This window comes from Exiguobacterium sp. E17S (assembly GCF_057772545.1).
Map to the genome: position 1 here is coordinate 908,466 of NZ_JBYLRU010000001.1, position 20,800 is coordinate 929,265.

The window sequence follows — 20,800 nt, forward strand, 5'->3', positions numbered from 1 at the left end:
CCGTTAATCTTTCGTCGTGAAGAGATGCTCGATCTCATTTTTCTGTGGTCGTTGCATCAACTTTTTGACTTCTTCTTCCGGTGTATGACCGTCAAAGAGAACATGGTAGAGGGCGGAAGTGATTGGGAGCTCACACTGCTTTGTCTCCGCTAAATCATACGCCGCTTGGGTCGCACGAACACCTTCGACGACCATTCCCATGTTTTCTAGCACCGTCTCTAATTTTTCACCGCGACCGATGGCATTCCCCGCACGCCAATTTCGACTATGAACCGATGTACAAGTAACGATCAAGTCACCCATTCCCGTCAATCCAGTGAACGTCATTGGGTTAGCTCCAAGCATCGTACCAAGACGAGCCATCTCGACCATTCCACGCGTAATCAACGCTGCTTTGGCATTGTCCCCGTAACCGAGACCATCCGTCATACCTGCGGCAAGCGCAATGATATTTTTGAGCGCCCCACCGAGTTCAGCTCCAATGATATCCGCATTCAGATAGACGCGGAAGTTTTCATTCGTAAACAGCTCCTGTACACGACCAGCCTCTTCTAAATCATCCGATGCGATGGTCACTGTCGTTGGTTTACGTAACGCGACCTCTTCGGCATGCGAAGGACCGGTCAAGACACAAACCGCTTTGCGTTTCGCAGGATCGACCTCTTCTTCGATTAATTCTGACAACCGAAGATGCGTCTTTGGCTCGATTCCTTTTGATGCATGAATCAAAACGACTGGTTCCGTCAACAATTCATTCAATTGTCGGGAAACCGAACGAATCGCAGAGGACGGTGTGACGATCAAGATATGCGTTGCGCCTTCGACCGCCACTTTAAGATCCGTCGTCGCCTTCAATGATTGTGGTAACATGACACCTGGCAAAAATTGCGCGTTTTCATGATGTTCATTGATGCGGTCGACATTTGTTTGTTCACGACCGTAAAGCATGACTTCCTGATCATTATCGGCTAAGACGAGCGAGAGCGCTGTTCCCCAGCTCCCCGCTCCGATGACAGCGATTTTGGTCATACTGACTCACCTCATTATTGTTTTTGACGAGCTAAAATCCGGATTGGTGTACCTGTAAAATCAAATGCTTCCCGAATCCGATTCTCAAGATATCGTTTATAAGAGAAGTGCAACAATTCTGGATCATTGACGAACAAGACGAACGTTGGCGGACGTGACGCGACTTGAGTCGCATAGTTGATCCGAAGACGAACTCCTTTATCCGTCGGCGCTGGGTTCATCGCGACAGCGTCAACGATGACATCGTTCAAGACGCTTGTCTGAATCCGTTGTGCATGGCTGTGCGCTGCTTGTTGAATGACCGGTAGCAACGTCTGCAAACGACGTTTTGTTTTCGCTGAGACGAAGACGATGGGTGCATAGTCAAGGAAACGGAATTCTTCCCGAATCTCTTCTTGCATCTTTTTCATCGTCTTATCATCTTTTTCGACAGCATCCCATTTATTGACGACAATGATGACCGCGCGACCTGCTTCGTGAGCATATCCCGCCACTTTTTTATCTTGCTCGATGATGCCTTCTTCGCCATCAAGCACGACACAGACGACATCTGCCCGTTCGATTGCTTTTTGAGCACGCATGACGCTGAAACGTTCTGTTGATTCATAGACTTTCCCGCGTTTTCGCATCCCGGCCGTATCGATGATGACGTATTCTTGCTCATCTCGCGTAAACGGTGTATCGATCGCATCGCGTGTCGTACCGGCGATGTTTGAGACGATGACACGTTCTTCACCGAGAATCGAGTTCGTCATACTTGATTTCCCGACGTTCGGGCGACCAATCAAGGCAAACTTGATCGTGCTTTCGTCATATTCTAATTCTTCTTTATCTGGTGCGAGTTCAAGGACACGGTCGAGTAAGTCACCTAGACCAAGACCATGTGTACCAGAAATCGGGAACAAGTCTCCGAATCCAAGGGAGTAAAATTCATACATTAAATCACGCATTTCAAAGTTATCGACTTTGTTGACAGCTACGACGACTGGTTTGTTCGAACGGAATAACATGTTCGCGACTTCCTCATCCGCTGCTGTGATTCCTTCGCGTCCGTTCACCATGAAAATGATGACATCCGCTTCATCAATGGCGAGCTCCGCCTGATGACGCATCATTTGAAGTAGGGGCTCATCCCCGACTTCGATTCCACCTGTATCAATCAAATGAAAATGACGATTCAGCCATTCTCCAGTTCCGTAAATACGGTCGCGGGTAACGCCTGGCTTGTCTTCTACGATTGAAACCCGATCTCCAATCACCCGGTTAAAAATCGTCGACTTTCCGATATTTGGGCGACCTACGATCGCCACGACTGGAATTGCCATCCCAACACCTTCTTTCTCTTCTCTCGCTTCATAGCCGTTCTATTGTATCAAATCAAACTGTCATATACCATAACAAACCGCATATAAAAAGCGGACACGCTTGTGTCCGCTTTGTGTCATTGCTTATTCTTTCTGATCAGAATCGTCCTCAGTCAAGTCAGCGACCGAGAATCCTTCTGATTGATTCGTATAATCCGAATAATCGTCAGCGGATGATTCTTCCTCTTCAAGGACACGTGTTGATAGCGAAATCTTATGCTCATCAAGACGTACTTCAAGTACCTTCGCCTCGATTTCCTGTCCTTCTTCGAGTACTTCTGAAGGTGAACCGATGTGACGGTTCGCGATTTGCGAAATGTGCAAAAGTCCTTCTACTTGCGGTGCAAGTTCGATGAAGGCTCCGAACTGGACGAGACGACGTACACGTCCTTTAACGATATCGCCAGCTTCGATCTTCCCTTCCATCTGTTGCCATGGACCAGGTTGTGTTTCCTTGATCGATAACTTGACCTTTTCTGTATCACGGTCGACACCAAGTACTTTGACTTCGACTTTTTGACCTTCCGTGACGATATCTGAAGGACGCTCGACACGGTGGTGTGCCATCTCAGAGATATGAACGAGACCGTCGACGCCACCGATATCAACGAAAGCACCAAAGTCCGTTAAACGTTGGACTGTACCTTCGAGGATTTGACCTACTTCTAAATTTTCAAGTGTCTCTTTTTTCTTCGCGTTCAATTCGCCTTCAACGACAGCTTTGTGCGAGAGAATGACACGGTTCTTTTCTTGATCGAGTTCAACGACCTTGACTTCGATCGAACGACCGATGTAATCCGAGAAATCCTCGACATAATGCCGTTCGACGAGTGACGCTGGAATGAATCCGCGGACACCGATATCAACGACGAGTCCACCTTTGACGATGTCCTTGACGACAACTTCAAAGATCTCACCTGATTTATACTTCTCTTCTACTTGCTCCCACGCTTTGAGCGCGTCGATTTCTCGTTTCGAGACGACGACCTCTTCATCCGTGATTTTCTTGACCTTCACTTGTAGTTCATCTCCGACGTTCAGCACGCCGCGAATATCATCGAGATGAAGACTCGATACTTCGCTGATCGGTAAGATGGCTTCTGTTTTATATCCGATATCAATGAGTGCTTGCTTGTCTTCAATTTTCACGACCATTCCGGTAACTACCTGGTCCCGATGAATTTCAAAATCAGGCATATCTTTCATTTCTTCGACCATTCCAAAACAACCTCCTCACGATGAGTACAAGAAACGCCTGACACGTGTCAATGCGTTTATCCTGCTTCTAACTTCTTACAATTCTGACTATTTGTCAAGGTATTAAGCGTGATTGAAGTAGACGGATTTGATTTCGTCCATGATTCGGTCAGAAATCGATTTCGCTGCGCCCCGTTGATCACGTAAATCCGAAATATCAACCGGTTTCCCGACCGCGACGTGCATCCGTTTGAACGGGCGGTATGATCCGATGATGGCAATCGGTAAAATCTGCGCATTCGATCGTAACGCAAAGAACCCGACTCCTGGTTGTGCTGCTGTAAATTCACCTGGCGCAGATCGCGTTCCTTCTGGGAAAATACCGACCGTCTCATCTGAATTCAATAGTTCAATCGTCCGTTTCAAGGCTTGACGATCTCCTTGACCGCGACCGACAGGGTATGTTCCTGCCGCAATCATTAATTGTTTTAAGGCAGGAACTTTGAACAGTTCTTCTTTTGCCATGTAACGCACCGCGCGGTTTGGCGGAATCGCACTGACGAGGAAGACCGGGTCCCAGTTCGAACTGTGATTGGCACAGACGAGTAAAGAACCGTCTTTTGGAATGTTCTCTTGTCCTGTCACTTTCAATCGGAAGACTGTTTTCGCAATGACCCAGACGACAAACCGGGCAATCCGGTAAATGGTATCTTGACGTTTCATTTTAGGACACCCTCTGCTAGCTCCATCAATCGGACGACGACTTCATCGATCGTCATCTCTGTCGTATCGAGATATAGTGCATCGTCAGCTTGGCGCAATGGCGAGACTTCACGTTCGCTGTCGCGCTTATCACGCAGTGCGATCTCTTCTTGAAGAATCGTGATGTCACTGTCTATCCCACGCGCGATATTTTCACGGTGTCTTCGAGCTGCACGCTCTTCGACAGTTGCCGTCAAAAAGACTTTTAATTCTGCATCCGGCAATACGACTGTGCCGATATCACGTCCATCCATGACGATTCCACCGCGTTCAGCTAATTTCCGCTGTGCCGTGACGAGTGCAACCCGGACTTCTTTTTGACGAGCGACGAACGAGACATTATTCGTGATTTCGATGGAACGAATCGCATCCGTTACTTCGCGATCACCAATAAAGACACGTTGCCCGTTTTCGCCTGGTGTTAAACGAATATCAAGCGATTTCATTAATTCTCCGAGCACTTCCCCATCGTTGAGATCAAGTGATTGTTCAAGTGCTGCCAGTGTGACGGCCCGGTACATGGCTCCTGTATCGATGTATACATAGTCAAGGCGCGCTGCCAATTGTTTTGCGATCGTACTTTTTCCAGCACCCGCTGGTCCATCTAAAGCGATTTGAATCTTTTTCATCATCCATCCAATCCTTCCATCTTCCCTATAATTACCGGGAATTCATTCTTCCGAACGTTATCATAGCAAAAAAATGCGGTCAGGTGAATGGATTCATGCCCCTTCTTGAACTTTTCATTTGCATTTGATAACAGTGACGCAATACAAGTTCGCGACTTCTGTCGGGAATCATCGTAAATTGGAATGCTAATTCATATCGTTCTTCACGCCGATCAATTCGAACGAGTTCAGCGATGACATCTAATGTACTCGATATGCCCTCACCTGTAGGCAAAATGAATGTCATTTCCACCTCTTCCTCTTTTTGAACCGGTAATTGATCCGACAAGATCATCATTCCTCCAGCCGATAGATCGAGCGTCACCGTCGTAAACGGCTCGAAATGCGTTTTATGAGGGTGTACAGCAACATCGAGTATTTGCGGTACTCGGACGAACTGACGTCGTTGGATGCGTTCGATTTGATCATCCTTCGGTCGTTTCAAAGCATATCGTTGACCGCGAAGTGGATCATTTTGTCGTTCAACAACAACCGTATCAAATCCAAATAATTTGCCTTTTTCCTTAAAGAAATAAAATGAAACTTCTTCTTGCTCTGACAAGATGAATGTTTTGAGTGTCGCGACCTCACTCGGTGCTTCAATCCAAATCAATCGATTCGTCACGGCCGTCACCTTTGTGCGACCTTGTCGATCCTCACTATTCGAAAGCATTACCAAATCCCCAATTTCCATCATACTATTTCGCTCCTACTCTCTATTCGATGCCATCTGAATGTTGTTTTTTCGTTTAAATCGCTGATTTAAACGATTGGCACCTCGTACTTGAAATAATCCAATCGTCCATAGGATGACCATGAAGACGATTGGCAAAAAAGATATACCACCATTTTCCAATATTAACAAATTAAATAAGATATGCGCAAATACCGGAAGCGCAATCGAGAGGGACAACCAGCGATAAGGATGAGGCGAGAATTTCGCCATGCCCATGAAGAATCCCATGATGACCGCAAACAAAGCATGACCAGATACTGGTAAGAGTGCCCGGAACAGCATATGTTCGACTGTTCCATTCACCATCAGATATAAAATATTCTCAAGCGTTGCGAACCCAAGTGAACAGGCTACCGCGTAGATGATCCCGTCGTAATAATCATTAAACCGTTGATGGATATAGACCGTATAAAAGACGACAAACCATTTGGCGAATTCTTCCGTGACAGCTGTTCGAATCAACTGTACCTCTTCACGCCCACCAAACTCTGTCTGGACGATATAGTCGATGAACATCAAGGGAAAGACAAGTAAAATACCGAAAATGAAACTTCGAAGAATATATCCGACTGGCTCCGATTCATGTTCGTGACGTAGATAAAAATAAGTTAGGAGTGCGATGCCTGGGGCAACTCCGGAGAAAACGATTTGAACCACGCTTCCTCTCCCCCTTTCTTCCTCATTTATAAGAATAAAGGTTTCTTGGAAAAAAGAAAACGTCCTCGTTGTTTCAAGAGGGAAAAAGGTTACAATATGGGAGAACGAATTGAATCCGCTATAGAAAGTAGGTGAAGGTCTTCTGTCTGTAGACAAGGACCCTTTAGCATGAAATCATTATTACTCATTCATACGGGTGGAACGATCGCCATGGCACAGGATCATTCTGGTCATGTCTTACCAAATGATATCAATCCACTCGACGCTTCACTCCCGCGAGCAACAGATATTGCCAATATTACGACGCGTCACTTCGCAAACTTACCTTCTCCGCATATGACACCTGACATCATGTTACGTCTAGCCCATTTCATCGAGAGTGAGCTCAAGAAGGAACATTACGACGGCGTCGTCATCACTCACGGAACGGACACACTGGAAGAGACGGCTTATTTCTTACATTTGACGCTTGGTGCACCTGTTCCGATCGTTTTGACAGGAGCCATGCGTTCTTCCAATGAGGTCGGATCCGATGGTGAGTTTAATCTGATTACGGCACTTCGTGTCGCTGTCAGTGAAGCTGCGCGCGGAAAAGGTGTCCTCGTCGTCTTCAACGGGGAAATCCATTCGGCATTCAACGTCACAAAAACGCATACGTCATCCGTCGATACATTCAAATCCGTTCATTTCGGAAATCTTGGTATGGTAACGAAGGATCATGTCTACTTATTCAATACACCACTCTTAAAACAAACACATATGGTGACTTCGCTCTCAAAACGGGTCGCCGTTCTTAAAGTCTATGCCGGTATGGAGCCCGACCTATTACTTGCTGTGAAACAACTCGGTTATGATGGGCTCGTCCTTGAAGTTCTTGGTCAAGGGAATGTACCACCAAGCATCGTGGATGCCATCGCTGAATTGATTACCGTCATGCCGATCGTCATCGTCAGCCGTTGCTTCAACGGAATCGTTCAAGATGTATATGGATATACGGGTGGCGGACAACAATTAAAAGAACTCGGCGTCATTTTCTCGAATGGACTGAATTCACAAAAAGCGCGGCTTAAACTGATGGTCGAACTTGAAATCGATGCCTCACAACTAGAACTCGAAGAATCATTCCGCGTTGAATAAATGAAAAAACCTCTTGATCCGGAAATTTATCTTCCAAATCAAGAGGTTTTGTTTAGGCTTGTACCGATGCACCACGTAAGCGTTCAACGAGATGGTTGGCAATGCTTGCACCGTGAAAACGTCCGTTTTCAATGAATATTTTATTGGCGTCATATCCTGCTGCGACGACACCTGCGATATAGATGCCCGGGACATTCGATTCCATCGTCTCTTCGTCATGACTTGGAATGCCTGTTTTACGATCAATCGTAATACCTGTGTCAGCGAACAATCCGACATCGGGTGTGTAACCTGTCATCGCAAAAACAAAATCAGCACGGACAGTCTGTTTATCTCCATCTATTTGATAAATCACCTCTTGCTCCGTAATTTCTTCGATTGACGCTCCAAAAATCATCTTGACCTTTTCCGAACGAACGAGAGATTCAAAGTTCGGCAACACCCAAGGTTTGATGGATGGACTATACTCCGGTCCACGGTAAAGGACAGTCACACGCGCTCCCGCTTTTTCAAGTTCAATCGCTGCATCGACGCTCGAGTTTTTCCCACCGATCACGACGACATCTTGATCAAAATACGGATGTCCTTCCGTAAAGTAGTGCGAGACATGAGGTAATTCCTCTCCAGGAACATCCATCCGGTTCGGTAAACCATAATAACCTGTCGCAAGCACGACGGAGCGAGCTTCTCGGCTTCTTTTTTCCCCGGAACGCTCCGAGTGGATGATAAAATGATCTGCTTGACGTTCAATCCGCTCGACGGTCTCAAACGGACGAATCGTCAACTGTTTTCGTTTGACGACTTCTCGATAATAGACGAGAGCGTCGAGACGTCGCGGTTTTAATTCTTTATTGATGAACGGTACACCACCAATTTCTAACTTCTCACTACTTGAAAAGAACGTTTGATGCGTCGGATAACGATAGATCGCTTCGACGATATTTCCCTTTTCGAGCACTTCGACGTCTAGTCCCCGATCTTGCATTTCGATCGCTGCCGATAACCCACACGGTCCTGCACCGATTACGATACAATCTAACATTCGAATATCTCCTCTTCCGGTTGCTTTTTTTATATCTTAGCAAATCTCTACCATAGACGAAAGAAATTGCAATGCAAAACGCCCGCTCTTCGCAAAGAAGAAGCGGACGTTCATTATCATATTAGACCCAACCACGGAAACGAGATGCTTCCGCCATCTTCCGGACACCGACCATATAGGCGGCAAGTCGCATGTCGACATTTCGCGTCTGCGCTGTCTGATAGACTTGGTTGAACGAGTTCACGAGTACTTTTTCAAGTTTCTCGTGTACTTCCTCTTCCGTCCAGTAATACCCTTGGTTGTTCTGTACCCATTCGAAGTAAGAGACCGTTACGCCACCACTCGAAGCAAGAACATCCGGAACGATCAGGATGTCACGTTCAGCGAGAATTTTCGTCGCCTCGTTCGTCGTCGGACCGTTAGCCGCTTCAACGACGATCGCTGCTTTGATATCGTGCGCATTGTCTTCTGTGATTTGATTCTCGATTGCTGCCGGAACAAGAATATCACATTCAAGTTCAAGCAATTCTTTATTCGAGATCGTATTTTTGAACAATGTCGTCACGGTACCGAACGAGTCACGACGGTCGAGTAGGTATGGAATATCGAGACCGTTTGGATCATGGAGTGCTCCGTACGCATCACTGATCGCGATGACTTTTGCACCTAAATCATACATGAATTTCGATAAGAAACTTCCGGCGTTGCCGAATCCTTGAACGACGACACGTGCGCCTTCGAGCGAGATACTCTTTTTAGCAGCCGCTTCCCGAATCATGATTGCGACACCTTTCGCCGTCGCTGTCTCACGACCGTGTGAGCCACCGAGGACGAGCGGTTTCCCTGTAATGAAACCAGGTGAGTTGAATTCATCGATTCGACTGTATTCGTCCATCATCCATGCCATGATTTGCGAGTTCGTGAAGACGTCAGGTGCTGGAATATCCTTCGTCGGTCCAACGATTTGACTGATAGCACGGACATATCCACGGCTGAGACGTTCGATTTCACGGAAGCTCATCTCACGTGGATCACAGATGATTCCGCCTTTACCGCCGCCGTATGGTAAGTCAACGATACCTGCCTTCAGACTCATCCAGACGGATAATGCTTTGACTTCGACTTCCGTCACGTTCGGGTGGAAACGAATTCCACCTTTCGTTGGTCCAACGGCATCGTTATGTTGCGCACGATATCCTGTGAAGATTTTCGTCGAACCATCATCCATCCGTACCGGAATCCGGACTGTCAACATCCGGAGTGGTTCTTTAAGTAATTCGTACATCTCGTCTGGATAACCAAGTTTCCCTAGTGCCTCCTTGACGATTTCTTGTGTCGCTTCCAGTACGTTCTTGCGGTGATTCGCATGTTGTTGGTCAGTGATCATTCCAACGTTCCTCCCCATAAGTGGCATCCCCTATGCCGTTTCCTTGTTCGGATAAAGTATACTCTTTTCTCGAACGTAATGAAAGGGGTTACGCCTATATTTGTAAGCGCTTTCTCACTTCTTTTCCTAGGATATCATTGATTTGGTTGTTTTGTTTGACGATGTCGTTCGATCGCCAGTTCCATGAAATATTCGACCAATTCCGGATATTCGATTCCCACTGCTCGTGCACCGTCCGGGAATAAACTGGTCGAAGTCATACCAGGAAGTGTATTCGTCTCCAAGATGACTGGATTTCCGGATTCCGGTACTAGGAAATCAGATCGCGAGTATCCTGCACAGCCAAGGACTTGGTGCGCTTTAACAGCCCATTCTTGAAGTTTTTCTGTCGTTGTCTCATCCAACTCAGCAGGACAAATATGCTCCGAACCTCCGATGGCATACTTTGATTCATAGTCATAAAAGGCGTTCTTCGGAATGATCTCGATGACCGGCAGTGCTTTTTCTGCACCTTTATGACCGACGACAGGGACTGTCACTTCACGCCCTTTTATGAACTGTTCGACAAGCACTGCATCGTCCGCTTCAAAGGCTTTAGCGATTCCTTCACGTAACATCGTCTCATCTTGAGCAATCGTCAATCCGTTTGATGAGCCTTCTTGTGCTGGTTTGACGACACAAGGAAATTGACCATTCCACTCTGCGATTTTTGCTTCGATATCATCTCCACGCTCTAACAGCACATCACGGGCGATCGTAATGCCTGCTTTATCAAAGTGAACTTTCGAACGTGCCTTATCCATCGCTAGCGCTGACGCTAACACACCTGAACCTGTATATGGAATGTCTGCCAGTTCAAGCAATGCTTGTACGCGTCCATCTTCACCAATTTTCCCGTGAAGAGCGATGACAGCCACATCTACATCCAGCTGGAAGAGTTCATGCGCTTGATCAGGGTGGAAATCAACAGCCGTGACCTCATGCCCTTTACTGTTTAATGCTTCCATGATCGACTTTCCACTGTTTAATGAAACCTCCCGTTCTCCTGAAGTCCCACCGTATAATACTGCCACTTTCATCCTACTTCACTCCTTCTTCTTACGTTCAATGATTATCATACCATCCTTCTGACGATGAAAAAATACAAAATGGTGCCACTTCCAGCAGAAGACAAAAAGGTGCGGCATCCCCCTATGAGGGAATGGCGCACCTGATGTTTTACATATTAAACTGTTCGGCTATCGTTGCGACAGCATGTTCCGCCTGAATCGTTTTCCCATACTCCGCCATGACGAGTGGACTTTTCGGGCTCGGTTCACCGTATTCAGATAAAATCGTCGTCACCGTTCGCTCGAGCGCCTCATTCATTCGTTCTTGGAAATAGAGATAATAGCTTCCCTCGAAGAAGTAGAGGCTACCCCCTGTCTCTGTACGAGGCATATGTCGCAATAATCCATGACTCGCTTGAATGACGTCTTCTAGCGATTGTAGAGCATATAAGACGTGATGGACGATATCAACTGTCATACGGATTTCGACTTGATCGAACTCCTCGTTCATCTCTTCTGGCAAATCGCCTTCACGACGTACATCAACGAGCATCCCGTCATTCGGAAAGAATGTGACGAAAAATTCGAGTGTTCCTGCTGCTTGAAAACCAAAATTCGATTCGGCTTCTTCTAATAGATTACGCAATAAAGCTTGTCCCTTCCCGACAGCCAACGTTTCTGGTCGAACGTCGTGAAGCGATAACTCCTGCTTTGTGATGAAGACACGAAGGTGTCCTTGTTTCATTTGTTCAAACCTCATATAGACTCCTCCAGTCAAAACCGGAAACCTGATGTCTCCGTTCGCTATGAATCATACTATACACCAGTTGTCGGAGTGAGTCGACTTAACCAACTTTTCCAAGATTGATCGTCTGCACCAAGTAAATGTGGACCATACCGTTCCGGGAGCTGATCGACCGCATAACCTCCAAGACCAATCTCAAGATCCGGAAAATCAGCCATCAAACGTGCCAACGCTTCATCGAGCAACGGTAAATGATCCGATAACGTGCAGGAAAGAATAACGGCTTTCGGTTGCAGCTGGTGTGTGACCGTCACTAAGTCCTGAACCGGTATACCGGAACCGAGGAAAATGACATCAAATCCAGATTGTCGTAAATAAAGTGTAAAGAAAAGTAGTCCGAGTTCGTGTTCTTCTTCCGGCGCACAGACACAGACGATTCGTGGTAAGAACGGATTGATCGGCATCTGTAACGACAATGTCGAAAGGCGAGCTCTCAGAAATGCCGTCGCAAAATGCTCGTGGGCAATCGTTATCTCACCCGACTCCCACTTCACTCCGATCTCATGCAAAAGTGGACCGACGATGTCCTGAATGACTTTATCGAAGCTAAACATCGAGAATGCTTTATTCATGATGTCATGCGCATGTCGTTCTTCAAAGTTCGTCAATGCCTGAAATAACTGATCTCGCAGTTCGACTCCGTAATCGTGCGGTACTTCAGCCCGATTAACAGGCATCTCATACAACTGGATTGCTTTAGAGACAGATAACCCCTCTTTTTGTTTATCGACGATCCAGCGTAATTTCGCGACGTCGTTATCACTATAGATGCGATGTCCGGATTCACTTCGATCCGGATCAAGCACCTGATATCTCCGCTCCCAAGCACGAATGGTCGTCGGGTTGAGTCCCACTAACGCAGCGACTGCTTTGATATTATATTTCCCACGATCCATGCATCGTGCCTCCTTCCCCTTCCTTTCTAGTATACGCTGAAAGGAAAAAAATCTCCGTTCACAATGTGCCCTTACATCATGAAACCGATGGAGACGAAGGCGATGATGATCGTGATCATGAGCACCGTCAACGTGATTGCTAACGGATTTTTTCGAAATGGTTGTTTTAATCGCTCGTTTCGAACGTGTTCGATACGCGAAGAACGCGGTGGAAGTGACTGCCCCTCTTCGTTCTGATGCAACCGTCTCTGATCTTGTTTACTCAATGTTCATCACCTTTTCTTAAAAAATATAAGGATATTGTCTAGTTTACACCGAATCTGGTGATGAAAAAAAGACTTGTTCTAAACGCAATTTCCAATCTACCGGTTGATGCGTCCTTCTCTGCACTGGACTTTCCCACTCAATCGTTCCACATATATCACAACAACGTGGTTGTACGATTGCCTGCTCATCAAAATGATGCAACAACATCGAACGGCGACATTCGTTCCGGTGAACGTAGTCCATCATCTGTTTGATCTCTTGTCGTTTCAATTGTTTACGTTCTATTTGCCACTGGATGATGCGTTCCTTCGACCACCCATTCTCGAGTTGTGATTTAAGTAAGCGGTATGCCGGATCTTCCGGATTAAAACGAAAACGACTTTCCATCTTGGCATAGGATTCGCCTTGATTCATTCCTTGTTGCAATTGATCGATCCACAAGACGGGCGCATATTGCGTGTCGATCAAGTACGTTTGTAGTTGTTCATCTTGAGTAGCGTAGAGTAAGATCGCAGTCGCCTCTTTACCGTCACGTCCGGCACGTCCGACTTCCTGCATGTAAGCTTCGATCGTCGCAGGCATCGTATAGTGAATGACCGTACGGACGTTACCTTTATCGACACCCATTCCGAACGCACTCGTACACACGAGACAATCAATCTCATCATGAAGAAACTGTTGTTGAACAAGCTGGCGATCTTCTATCGTCAACCCAGCATGATAATAGGTCGCGCCGTCAATGATTTCAGCAATTCGTTCCGCTTCTTTACGGGTTGTCGTATAGATGACGCATGGGCGAACGATGCGTTCCATCCACCGATTGACTGCCGCATCCTTTTCTTCTCGATCAACGCGATCGACAACATATTGGATTTCTGGTCGGTTGACAGAACGACGGATGATTTGTGGCTCATGCATACGCAGTTGTGTTTGAATATCTTGCTCAACAGCACGCGTCGCTGTTGCCGTTAAGGCAAGACATGGTGGAAGGCCAAGTTCTTGTCGAATGTGACCAAGTCTTGCATACTCCGGTCGAAATTCGTGTCCCCATTGGGAGATACAATGCGCCTCATCGACGACGAAGAGCGCGATATTGATCTGTTTTAGCCGAGCCCGAATCTGTGGCAGCGCGAGTTGTTCCGGTGATAAGTAAAGATATCGTAGATGTTCGAGTACAGATAAGATCTGCTCCTTCTCTTCTCGTGTCTCGACAGAAGTTAATTTAGCGACAGATCGCTCCCCTCTGCGCTTGATTTGCATGACCTGGTCTTCAATCAACGAGAGTAACGGAGACAAAATCAACGTCAGTCCTTCATTTTGTACATAAGACGGAAATTGATAACAGACAGACTTTCCTCCACCAGTCGGCAAAATTGCTAGTGTATCTGTTCCGTTTAGGATGGAATCGATGATTTGGCGTTGTCCAGGTCGAAATGCTTCGTAGCCAAAATGACGATGCAATAACGCTTCCATTAAATCCCCTCCCATTTGCTACGTGCTAATACCAATCGAATCTGAAAATAAGATATCTCGGATTGCATCTCACTCTTGATTCGCTTTAGCGCGTAAGTTCCGAGTCGCTGTGCAATCTGTCGAACCTCTTCTTGCTGAGATAACGTAACAAAATGATCCAGCGGAAACGAAGGAGCATACATTGCAATCTCAACGAGATGATCTTCCATCGTACTATTTTTTAATCGTCTTCGGATCGCAACCGCTTCAACGGTTAATCCCTGTTGTAATAATTCCCATGTCGTTTGCGCAGACTGGGTCATTTTTGACGTGTGTAGATCAACACCTATTTGCTTTAGAAATGGTGTTTTTTCTAAGTCATCGATGCACTTTCGCCAAGCGATCGTAAATTCGTATTGAACACTCTCCACATCCGTTTTCATCATTTGAGCTAATTGCGGATAAGACCATCCTGCCTGCACGCCAGACAAGCGGTAACTGATTAATGTCGCTTCTCGCTCTGGTAAGCGCTCAAGGAGAAATATCAACTCTTGGTGCATATGATGTAACCATTCTGCTCGATTCGAGATGGTCGGAAGAACACTTTTTACCCATTCACGGATGATGGTTTCCTGTTGCACAGGAATAAACGGCTGTTTCGCTTTCAAACAAACCATCGTTTGAACCAAAAGGCTGAGTCGTTTCCACATCATCTCAGCATAACCACGAAGTTCACCACCTAGTTGATCAATGATCGCACGATCCGTTTGCTCTACTAGTCGCGCGCCTTCGTACGTCAGTCGCAGTGTCTCTTGCCGCTCAATCCAATTCTTCTGCGCAAGTTCAGCCAAGATTGTTTCGAATCGCTGTTTACTGACTAATACAGTACCGAATACCGACTCTAAATCATAAAAATGAGCATCTTGCAGAGAAGTCGCTGATTTCTTTCCTTGAAAAACATGATAAAGACTGCGGTCAGATCGTTCATTTCGAAGGCGCTGGATCGATTCCAGAAAAATACGCTCGAGTAAAGAAACTTCCATATGTCACGCTCCCTCCTGTTGTATGTCGTTTCCAAATCAAAGATGCTCTGCTATTCCTGTTTCATCGTTACGTTTTAGAGAGACCGTTTGCGGGCATGTGATGATATATACATTTTCTGCTGTCACTTGTGCTTCGTCATTGAAATGCAACGATGAGTCCGATACAATGACATATAGATGAGAACAGCGTGTTTCAATAATGTTTTCGTATAGAGAGGAGACCGTTCAATGGCTAAATTTACGATTGTCGACAAAGATACTTGCATCGCTTGTGGTGCTTGTGGAGCAGCGGCACCAGATATCTATGATTATGATGATGAGGGTTTGGCGTATGTCATTCTTGATGATAACAATGGTACTGCCGAAATTCCAGAAGCATTATTCGACGATATGATTGATGCATTCGAAGGTTGCCCGACGGATTCAATCAAAGTAGCAGATGAATCGTTCGAAGGCGATGCGTTAAAATTCGAATAAGCGAATTAAAAAAGATGTTTCCTCGCGAAGCATCTTTTTTTATTGGACTTTTTCTCATTCAATCTATCGATCATCTAAAAAAACCGGATGTCACCAATTGGCAACATCCGGTCTATGATTAGTAAAAATTTAGCGTTTACCTTTGATATACGGTACACCGACAGCTTTTGGTGCATCCGCACGACCAACGACACCAGCAAGTGCTAAGATCGTCAATAAATACGGCGCAATCAACAGATACACTTGTGGAATTTGATCGAGTAACGGCAATTGCTGACCGATGATCGAAATCGCTTGAGCGAACCCGAAGAAGAGGGCTGCCCCCATGGCACCGAGTGGGTTCCATTTTCCGAAGATCATCGCCGCAATCGCGAGGAAGCCTTGACCGAGAATCGTCGTCACACTGAAGTTCAATGAAATCGACGTCGCGTAGACAGCACCAGCAAGACCGCCGAAACCACCAGAGATCATAACGCCGATGAAACGCATCTTCGTGACGTTGATTCCCATCGTGTCCGCTGCCATCGGGTGTTCCCCGACAGAACGTAAACGAAGACCAAATGGTGTCTTGAAGATGATGTACCATGCGACGAACGCGAGAACGATCGCGATATACGATGTGTAGTAGACGTTCGCGAAGAACATCTTCAAGACTGGAATATCAGACAAGAATGGTACATTTTCTTTCGAAATCCGGTTTGGAATCGAATCTGTCTGTCCTTTACTGTAAAGTGCACGGACAAGGAAGATCGCAAGACCAACCGCAAGCAAGTTGATCGCTACTCCAAGAACCGTTTGGTCTGCTCGGAATAAGATTGCTGGAATCGCAAGGAACAGTGAGAAGACCGCTCCGACGACGATCGCGATGAGCATCGCAAGCCAAGGACTCGCAGCACCTAAGCCCATTTTCGATAAAGTCAATGCCGTGACGACACCTGTGAAGGCACCCATGACCATTAATCCTTCTAACGCGATGTTGACGACGCCAGAACGCTCACTGAAAATGCCGCCAAGTGCTGCAATGATCAACGGAGCCGAATAGGCGAGTGCGATTGGCACGATGATATAAAGTACTTCAAGAAAGCCCATTATTGACCGGCTCCTTTCGCTTTTTTAGATTCTTTCTTAACCGTAAACTTCTCGATGACGAGACGAATCGCGTATCCAGAAGCAACGAAGATGATGATGAATGCGATGATGATTTTGATCAGTTCCGGTGGAATACCAATCTGTTGCATAGACAGACCACCGATGTTAAGTCCCGCAAACAGTAACGCCGCGAGAACGACACCGATCGGGTTATTCGCACCTAACAAGGCAACCGCAATTCCGTCGAATCCTACCCCAGTGAAGGATGCATTCAATGTCATGTTTTGGAACGTCCCAAGACCTTCCATCGCTCCAGCGAGACCTGCAAAGACACCAGAGATAACGAACGATAGGATGATGTTCCGGTTAACGCCCATACCTGCATACTCTGCAGCATTCTTGTTGAATCCAACTGCTCGGAGTTCATAACCAAGCGTTGTTTTCCACAAAATGAACCAGAAGACGAGGGCAGCAACGACTGCGATGAAAATCCCGTTATGCAAACGTGAAAAATCCGTGATCTCTTGTAAGAACGGTGACGCAAGGGATGCTGATTCCTTGACTGACTCCGTTCGCTCGTTCGTAATACCGATGACGTGACGTAAAATATCATTCGTCACATACAACGCGATATAGTTCATCATGATTGACGTGATGACTTCATGCACGTGGAACTTCGCTTTTAAGATACCAGGAATCGATGCCCAAAGTGCACCTGCTAAACCTGCTCCAATTAGAGCAAGCGGTAAATGAATCGCCATCGGTAGATCAAACTCAATCCCGATCCAAACTGCGACCATCCACCCGACGAGAACCTGACCTTCAACCCCGATGTTAAAGAGCCCCGTTCGGAAAGCAAACGCGACAGCAAGACCAGCAAAGATCAACGGAGCTGCTGCTCGCAATGTTTCACCGATGCTGTATGGTTCGCCAAAAATACCATAGAATAACTGATCAAAACCGGCAATCGGATCATACCCGCCGATGACCATGACGATCGCCCCGACGACCATTCCAAGGATGATGGAAAGAATCGGAATGAGGATGCCGTAAAAACGCTCTAACTTCATGAATGACCTACCTCCTCTTTCTTACCGCCGGCCATCAAGAAGCCAAGCTCGATCTCATTCGTTTCTTTTGGATCCAAGAAGGCAACTGTTTTTCCTTCATAAAGAACGGCAATCCGATCTGATACTTGAAGTATTTCTTCGAGTTCGAATGAAATCAACAAGACAGCGCGACCTTTTTCGCGTTCAAGAACCAACTGTTCATGAATGAACTCGATTGCTCCGACATCAAGACCACGTGTCGGTTGTGCTGCAATCAATAGGTCTGGTGAACGATCCACTTCACGCGCAATAATCGCTTTTTGCTGGTTACCACCTGACAAGGCACGAGCAAACGTCTCTGGACTTGGAGTTCGGACGTCGAACTTCTCGATGAGCGTTTTTGCTTTTTCCATGACTTGTTTATAGTTCATGATGCCTGCTTTTGAATACGGTTGTTTGTAATACGTTTGTAAGACCATGTTATGTCCGATTGAATAATCGAGGACAAGTCCATGTTTATGACGGTCTTGCGGAATGTGACCGACACCTGATTCCGTCACTTTACGTGGCTTCAAGTTTTTGATCGATTTATTGTTGAGGAAGATTTCCCCACTATCCGCTTTACGAAGACCAGTGATGGCTTCAATCAATTCCGTCTGCCCGTTTCCGTCGATTCCGGCAATTCCGACGATCTCTCCAGCACGAATGTCGAGATTTAATCCATCGACGGCTTTGATGCCACGACTGTCCTTGACGACTAAGTCCTTGATGTCGAGAACGAGTTCTTGTGGAGTTGCCTTGGAATACTCCGCATTAAAGTTGACTTCACGACCTACCATCATTTCAGCAAGACGCGACTGTGTCATCGTCTCGTCGATATCGACCGTTCCGATATACTTACCACGGCGAATCGTCGTACAGCGATCAGCTACTTCCATGATTTCTTTCAGTTTATGCGTGATGAGGATGATCGACTTTCCTTCTGCGATCAAACGATTCATGATCTGAATCAATTCCTTGATCTCTTGTGGTGTCAAGACAGCAGATGGTTCATCGAAGATCAAGATGTCTGCACCACGGTACAACGTCTTTAAAATTTCAACACGCTGTTGCATTCCGACTGAGATATCCTCGATTTTTGCATCAGGATCAACAGCAAGACCATACTGTTCAGAAATCTGGCGTACCTTCTCACGTGCAGTTGCACGGTCGATCTTAATTCCGGCACGTGGCTCTGCACCTAAAATGATGTTTTCAGTAACAGTGAAATTTTGAACGAGCATGAAGTGTTGGTGCACCATACCGATTCCAAGATCGTTCGCGACGTTCGGACTCGTAATATTGACTTTTTCACCACGTACACGAATTTCTCCAGCCTCAGGCTGATACAAACCAAATAAGACGTTCATCAGCGTCGATTTTCCGGCACCGTTTTCACCAAGTAAAGCGTGAATCTCACCTTTCCGAAGCTGGAGCGTGATGTTATCATTTGCGACGAAACTGCCAAACTCTTTTCTGATGTTTAGCATCTCAATGACGTATTCCAAGAAAATCCACTCCCATGTTTAGTTTAAAAGGGGGAGCCGCAATGCTAGCGACCCCCGCTTTCATTATTATTTCAGTGACGCTTCGTATTCTTTGTACTCGTCGTCTGTCGCTGGGACTTTGATGTCACCATCGATGATTTGTTTTTTGTACTCTTCAACTTTGTCGAGCGCTTCTTTCGAAACGTTGTCTTTTGAAGGTGCGATATCAACACCGCCGTCTTTCAGACCGAACTCAACGACTTTACCTGCTGGGAAGTTGCCGTCTTTCGTATCTTTCGCGACTTGTTCAACTGCTGTATCAACGCGTTTGACCATCGATGTCAATGTGACGTTCTCTGGCATACCTTCTTCGACTTGGTCACGGTCTACACCGATAACCCAAACATCTTCACCGTTTTTCTTACGGTTTTTCGCTTCTGTGAATACCCCTTGTCCTGTACCACCAGCTGCATGATAGATGACGTCGACTTTTTTACCGTACATACCTGAAGCGATCGCTTGTCCTTTTTCAGCAGCGTTGAAGTCTTCTGCATATTGAACTTCGATGTCAGCGTCTGGGTTGACTGCTTTAACACCTGCTTTGAATCCACTTTCGAACTTCTTGATCAAGTCAGAGTTAACGCCGCCGACGAATCCGACTTTATCTGATTTCGTCGTCAAACCAGCAACGACACCAACGAGGAACGATCCTTCGTTTTCTTTGAAGACGATTGACGCGACGTTTGGCTTGTCAACGACCATATCGACGAGTGCGAAGTTACTCTTTTTGAACTGATCCGCTACTTTACCGATATCTTCTCCCATCAAGAATCCGATACCGAGGATCAAGTCGTATTTAGCACGAGCTAATTGCTGAAGGTTTGGTTGGTAATCCGATTGTTTTGCAGATTGAAGATATTTGTAGCCAGTACCTTCTTTTAGGTCGTTGTCTTTTCCAAACTTCTGGATACCTTCCCAAGCAGATTGGTTGAATGATTTATCATCCACGCCGCCTGTATCTGTAACCATACCTACTTTAAAGTCTTCTGATTTGCTGCCGCTACCTGAATCTTTTGAATCGTCGTTGCCACCACATGCTGCAAGGACCGAACTCATTGCTAAACCTGTTGCTGCTAATGCGAGAAGTGACTTCTTTTTCATCTGGAAA

21 protein-coding genes are annotated in these 20,800 nt (G+C 46.2%); 2 read left to right on the top strand and 19 right to left on the bottom strand.

Annotated elements, in window-relative coordinates; genetic code table 11:
- Positions 1-3: 3 nt before the first annotated feature.
- The 7 genes from AC3B4V_RS04805 to prsW all read right to left on the bottom strand — a co-directional run bounded on the left by AC3B4V_RS04805 (position 4) and on the right by prsW (position 6,413).
- Positions 4-1,029 carry an NAD(P)H-dependent glycerol-3-phosphate dehydrogenase gene (locus tag AC3B4V_RS04805; RefSeq protein ID WP_050677441.1) on the bottom strand — a complete coding sequence of 342 codons (1,026 nt, stop codon included), beginning with the start codon at positions 1,027-1,029 and terminating at the stop codon, positions 4-6.
- Between the two features lie 14 nt (positions 1,030-1,043).
- The gene (gene der / locus AC3B4V_RS04810; protein ID WP_029342014.1) at positions 1,044-2,354 is read right to left on the bottom strand and encodes a ribosome biogenesis GTPase Der; all 1,311 of its coding nucleotides are present in this window, start codon (positions 2,352-2,354) and stop codon (positions 1,044-1,046) included.
- A 123-nt stretch (positions 2,355-2,477) separates the two neighbouring features.
- Positions 2,478-3,611, bottom strand: coding sequence for a 30S ribosomal protein S1 (gene rpsA / locus AC3B4V_RS04815; protein WP_023468647.1), 1,134 nt, complete (start codon positions 3,609-3,611; stop codon positions 2,478-2,480).
- A gap of 102 nt (positions 3,612-3,713) precedes the next feature.
- Positions 3,714-4,313 (bottom strand): lysophospholipid acyltransferase family protein, encoded by a 600-nt coding sequence (locus AC3B4V_RS04820; protein WP_214859824.1) that lies wholly within the window; start codon positions 4,311-4,313, stop codon positions 3,714-3,716.
- Positions 4,310-4,984, bottom strand: coding sequence for a (d)CMP kinase (cmk, locus tag AC3B4V_RS04825; RefSeq protein ID WP_488377915.1), 675 nt, complete (start codon positions 4,982-4,984; stop codon positions 4,310-4,312). The genes AC3B4V_RS04820 and cmk overlap by 4 nt, the downstream gene beginning before the upstream one ends.
- A 76-nt stretch (positions 4,985-5,060) precedes the next feature.
- Complete coding sequence (locus AC3B4V_RS04830) at positions 5,061-5,717, bottom strand: flagellar brake protein (RefSeq protein WP_214859820.1); 657 nt, start codon at positions 5,715-5,717, stop codon at positions 5,061-5,063.
- A 12-nt stretch (positions 5,718-5,729) separates the two neighbouring features.
- Complete coding sequence (gene prsW / locus AC3B4V_RS04835; protein ID WP_488377916.1) at positions 5,730-6,413, bottom strand: glutamic-type intramembrane protease PrsW; 684 nt, start codon at positions 6,411-6,413, stop codon at positions 5,730-5,732.
- Positions 6,414-6,581: 168 nt separating this feature from the next.
- Between prsW and AC3B4V_RS04840 the strand changes: the two genes are divergently transcribed.
- Positions 6,582-7,550, top strand: coding sequence for an asparaginase (locus AC3B4V_RS04840; RefSeq protein WP_195864806.1), 969 nt, complete (start codon positions 6,582-6,584; stop codon positions 7,548-7,550).
- A 52-nt stretch (positions 7,551-7,602) separates the two neighbouring features.
- On the opposite strand, the gene AC3B4V_RS04845 is transcribed toward AC3B4V_RS04840, so the two are convergent.
- The 8 genes from AC3B4V_RS04845 to AC3B4V_RS04880 form a co-directional block, all read right to left on the bottom strand.
- A complete protein-coding gene (locus tag AC3B4V_RS04845) occupies positions 7,603-8,592 on the bottom strand; it encodes a YpdA family putative bacillithiol disulfide reductase (protein ID WP_214859818.1) in 990 nt (329 codons plus the stop codon).
- A 121-nt stretch (positions 8,593-8,713) separates the two neighbouring features.
- On the bottom strand, positions 8,714-9,979 hold the full coding sequence (locus AC3B4V_RS04850; RefSeq protein ID WP_488377917.1) for a Glu/Leu/Phe/Val family dehydrogenase: 1,266 nt from the start codon (positions 9,977-9,979) through the stop codon (positions 8,714-8,716).
- Between the two features lie 134 nt (positions 9,980-10,113).
- On the bottom strand, positions 10,114-11,058 hold the full coding sequence (locus AC3B4V_RS04855; RefSeq protein WP_214857989.1) for a D-alanine--D-alanine ligase: 945 nt from the start codon (positions 11,056-11,058) through the stop codon (positions 10,114-10,116).
- A gap of 139 nt (positions 11,059-11,197) precedes the next feature.
- Complete coding sequence (locus AC3B4V_RS04860; RefSeq protein WP_406747596.1) at positions 11,198-11,788, bottom strand: adaptor protein MecA; 591 nt, start codon at positions 11,786-11,788, stop codon at positions 11,198-11,200.
- A gap of 56 nt (positions 11,789-11,844) precedes the next feature.
- The gene (locus AC3B4V_RS04865) at positions 11,845-12,729 is read right to left on the bottom strand and encodes a MerR family transcriptional regulator (RefSeq protein ID WP_195864802.1); all 885 of its coding nucleotides are present in this window, start codon (positions 12,727-12,729) and stop codon (positions 11,845-11,847) included.
- A 71-nt stretch (positions 12,730-12,800) separates the two neighbouring features.
- Entirely contained in the window at positions 12,801-12,995 is a 195-nt protein-coding gene (locus AC3B4V_RS04870; protein ID WP_152995552.1) for a hypothetical protein, read from the bottom strand.
- A gap of 43 nt (positions 12,996-13,038) precedes the next feature.
- The gene (locus AC3B4V_RS04875) at positions 13,039-14,469 is read right to left on the bottom strand and encodes a RecQ family ATP-dependent DNA helicase (RefSeq protein WP_488377918.1); all 1,431 of its coding nucleotides are present in this window, start codon (positions 14,467-14,469) and stop codon (positions 13,039-13,041) included.
- The gene (locus AC3B4V_RS04880; RefSeq protein ID WP_488377919.1) at positions 14,469-15,491 is read right to left on the bottom strand and encodes a YpbB family protein; all 1,023 of its coding nucleotides are present in this window, start codon (positions 15,489-15,491) and stop codon (positions 14,469-14,471) included. Before AC3B4V_RS04880 ends, AC3B4V_RS04875 begins: the two co-directional genes overlap by 1 nt.
- A gap of 228 nt (positions 15,492-15,719) precedes the next feature.
- Here AC3B4V_RS04880 and AC3B4V_RS04885 point away from each other — a divergent pair, with 228 nt between their 5' ends.
- On the top strand, positions 15,720-15,968 hold the full coding sequence (locus AC3B4V_RS04885) for a ferredoxin (RefSeq protein WP_029342027.1): 249 nt from the start codon (positions 15,720-15,722) through the stop codon (positions 15,966-15,968).
- Positions 15,969-16,097: 129 nt separating this feature from the next.
- Here the strand turns inward: AC3B4V_RS04885 and AC3B4V_RS04890 are convergent, their stop codons facing one another.
- From AC3B4V_RS04890 to AC3B4V_RS04905, 4 genes are all read right to left on the bottom strand, one after another.
- Positions 16,098-17,057 carry an ABC transporter permease gene (locus AC3B4V_RS04890; RefSeq protein WP_023468662.1) on the bottom strand — a complete coding sequence of 320 codons (960 nt, stop codon included), beginning with the start codon at positions 17,055-17,057 and terminating at the stop codon, positions 16,098-16,100.
- Positions 17,057-18,127, bottom strand: coding sequence for an ABC transporter permease (locus tag AC3B4V_RS04895; protein ID WP_214857995.1), 1,071 nt, complete (start codon positions 18,125-18,127; stop codon positions 17,057-17,059). Before AC3B4V_RS04895 ends, AC3B4V_RS04890 begins: the two co-directional genes overlap by 1 nt.
- Positions 18,124-19,653: an ABC transporter ATP-binding protein gene (locus AC3B4V_RS04900; RefSeq protein WP_023468664.1), complete on the bottom strand. Its 1,530-nt coding sequence runs from the start codon at positions 19,651-19,653 to the stop codon at positions 18,124-18,126. The genes AC3B4V_RS04895 and AC3B4V_RS04900 overlap by 4 nt, the downstream gene beginning before the upstream one ends.
- Positions 19,654-19,719: 66 nt before the next feature.
- Positions 19,720-20,793 carry a BMP family lipoprotein gene (locus AC3B4V_RS04905; RefSeq protein WP_050677451.1) on the bottom strand — a complete coding sequence of 358 codons (1,074 nt, stop codon included), beginning with the start codon at positions 20,791-20,793 and terminating at the stop codon, positions 19,720-19,722.
- Positions 20,794-20,800: the final 7 nt, after the last annotated feature.

Bases quoted from the DNA above. Each gene is read 5' to 3' on its own strand.
- AC3B4V_RS04805 (WP_050677441.1), bottom strand. From the start codon at position 1,029: ATGACCAAAATCGCTGTCATCGGAGCGGGGAGCTGGGGAACAGCGCTC.
- der (WP_029342014.1), bottom strand. From the start codon at position 2,354: ATGGCAATTCCAGTCGTGGCGATCGTAGGTCGCCCAAATATCGGAAAG.
- rpsA (WP_023468647.1), bottom strand. From the start codon at position 3,611: ATGGTCGAAGAAATGAAAGATATGCCTGATTTTGAAATTCATCGGGAC.
- AC3B4V_RS04820 (WP_214859824.1), bottom strand. From the start codon at position 4,313: ATGAAACGTCAAGATACCATTTACCGGATTGCCCGGTTTGTCGTCTGG.
- cmk (WP_488377915.1), bottom strand. From the start codon at position 4,984: ATGATGAAAAAGATTCAAATCGCTTTAGATGGACCAGCGGGTGCTGGA.
- AC3B4V_RS04830 (WP_214859820.1), bottom strand. From the start codon at position 5,717: ATGATGGAAATTGGGGATTTGGTAATGCTTTCGAATAGTGAGGATCGA.
- AC3B4V_RS04840 (WP_195864806.1), top strand. From the start codon at position 6,582: ATGAAATCATTATTACTCATTCATACGGGTGGAACGATCGCCATGGCA.
- AC3B4V_RS04845 (WP_214859818.1), bottom strand. From the start codon at position 8,592: ATGTTAGATTGTATCGTAATCGGTGCAGGACCGTGTGGGTTATCGGCA.
- AC3B4V_RS04850 (WP_488377917.1), bottom strand. From the start codon at position 9,979: ATGATCACTGACCAACAACATGCGAATCACCGCAAGAACGTACTGGAA.
- AC3B4V_RS04855 (WP_214857989.1), bottom strand. From the start codon at position 11,058: ATGAAAGTGGCAGTATTATACGGTGGGACTTCAGGAGAACGGGAGGTT.
- AC3B4V_RS04860 (WP_406747596.1), bottom strand. From the start codon at position 11,788: ATGAGGTTTGAACAAATGAAACAAGGACACCTTCGTGTCTTCATCACA.
- AC3B4V_RS04865 (WP_195864802.1), bottom strand. From the start codon at position 12,729: ATGGATCGTGGGAAATATAATATCAAAGCAGTCGCTGCGTTAGTGGGA.
- AC3B4V_RS04875 (WP_488377918.1), bottom strand. From the start codon at position 14,469: ATGGAAGCGTTATTGCATCGTCATTTTGGCTACGAAGCATTTCGACCT.
- AC3B4V_RS04880 (WP_488377919.1), bottom strand. From the start codon at position 15,491: ATGGAAGTTTCTTTACTCGAGCGTATTTTTCTGGAATCGATCCAGCGC.
- AC3B4V_RS04885 (WP_029342027.1), top strand. From the start codon at position 15,720: ATGGCTAAATTTACGATTGTCGACAAAGATACTTGCATCGCTTGTGGT.
- AC3B4V_RS04890 (WP_023468662.1), bottom strand. From the start codon at position 17,057: ATGGGCTTTCTTGAAGTACTTTATATCATCGTGCCAATCGCACTCGCC.
- AC3B4V_RS04895 (WP_214857995.1), bottom strand. From the start codon at position 18,127: ATGAAGTTAGAGCGTTTTTACGGCATCCTCATTCCGATTCTTTCCATC.
- AC3B4V_RS04905 (WP_050677451.1), bottom strand. From the start codon at position 20,793: ATGAAAAAGAAGTCACTTCTCGCATTAGCAGCAACAGGTTTAGCAATG.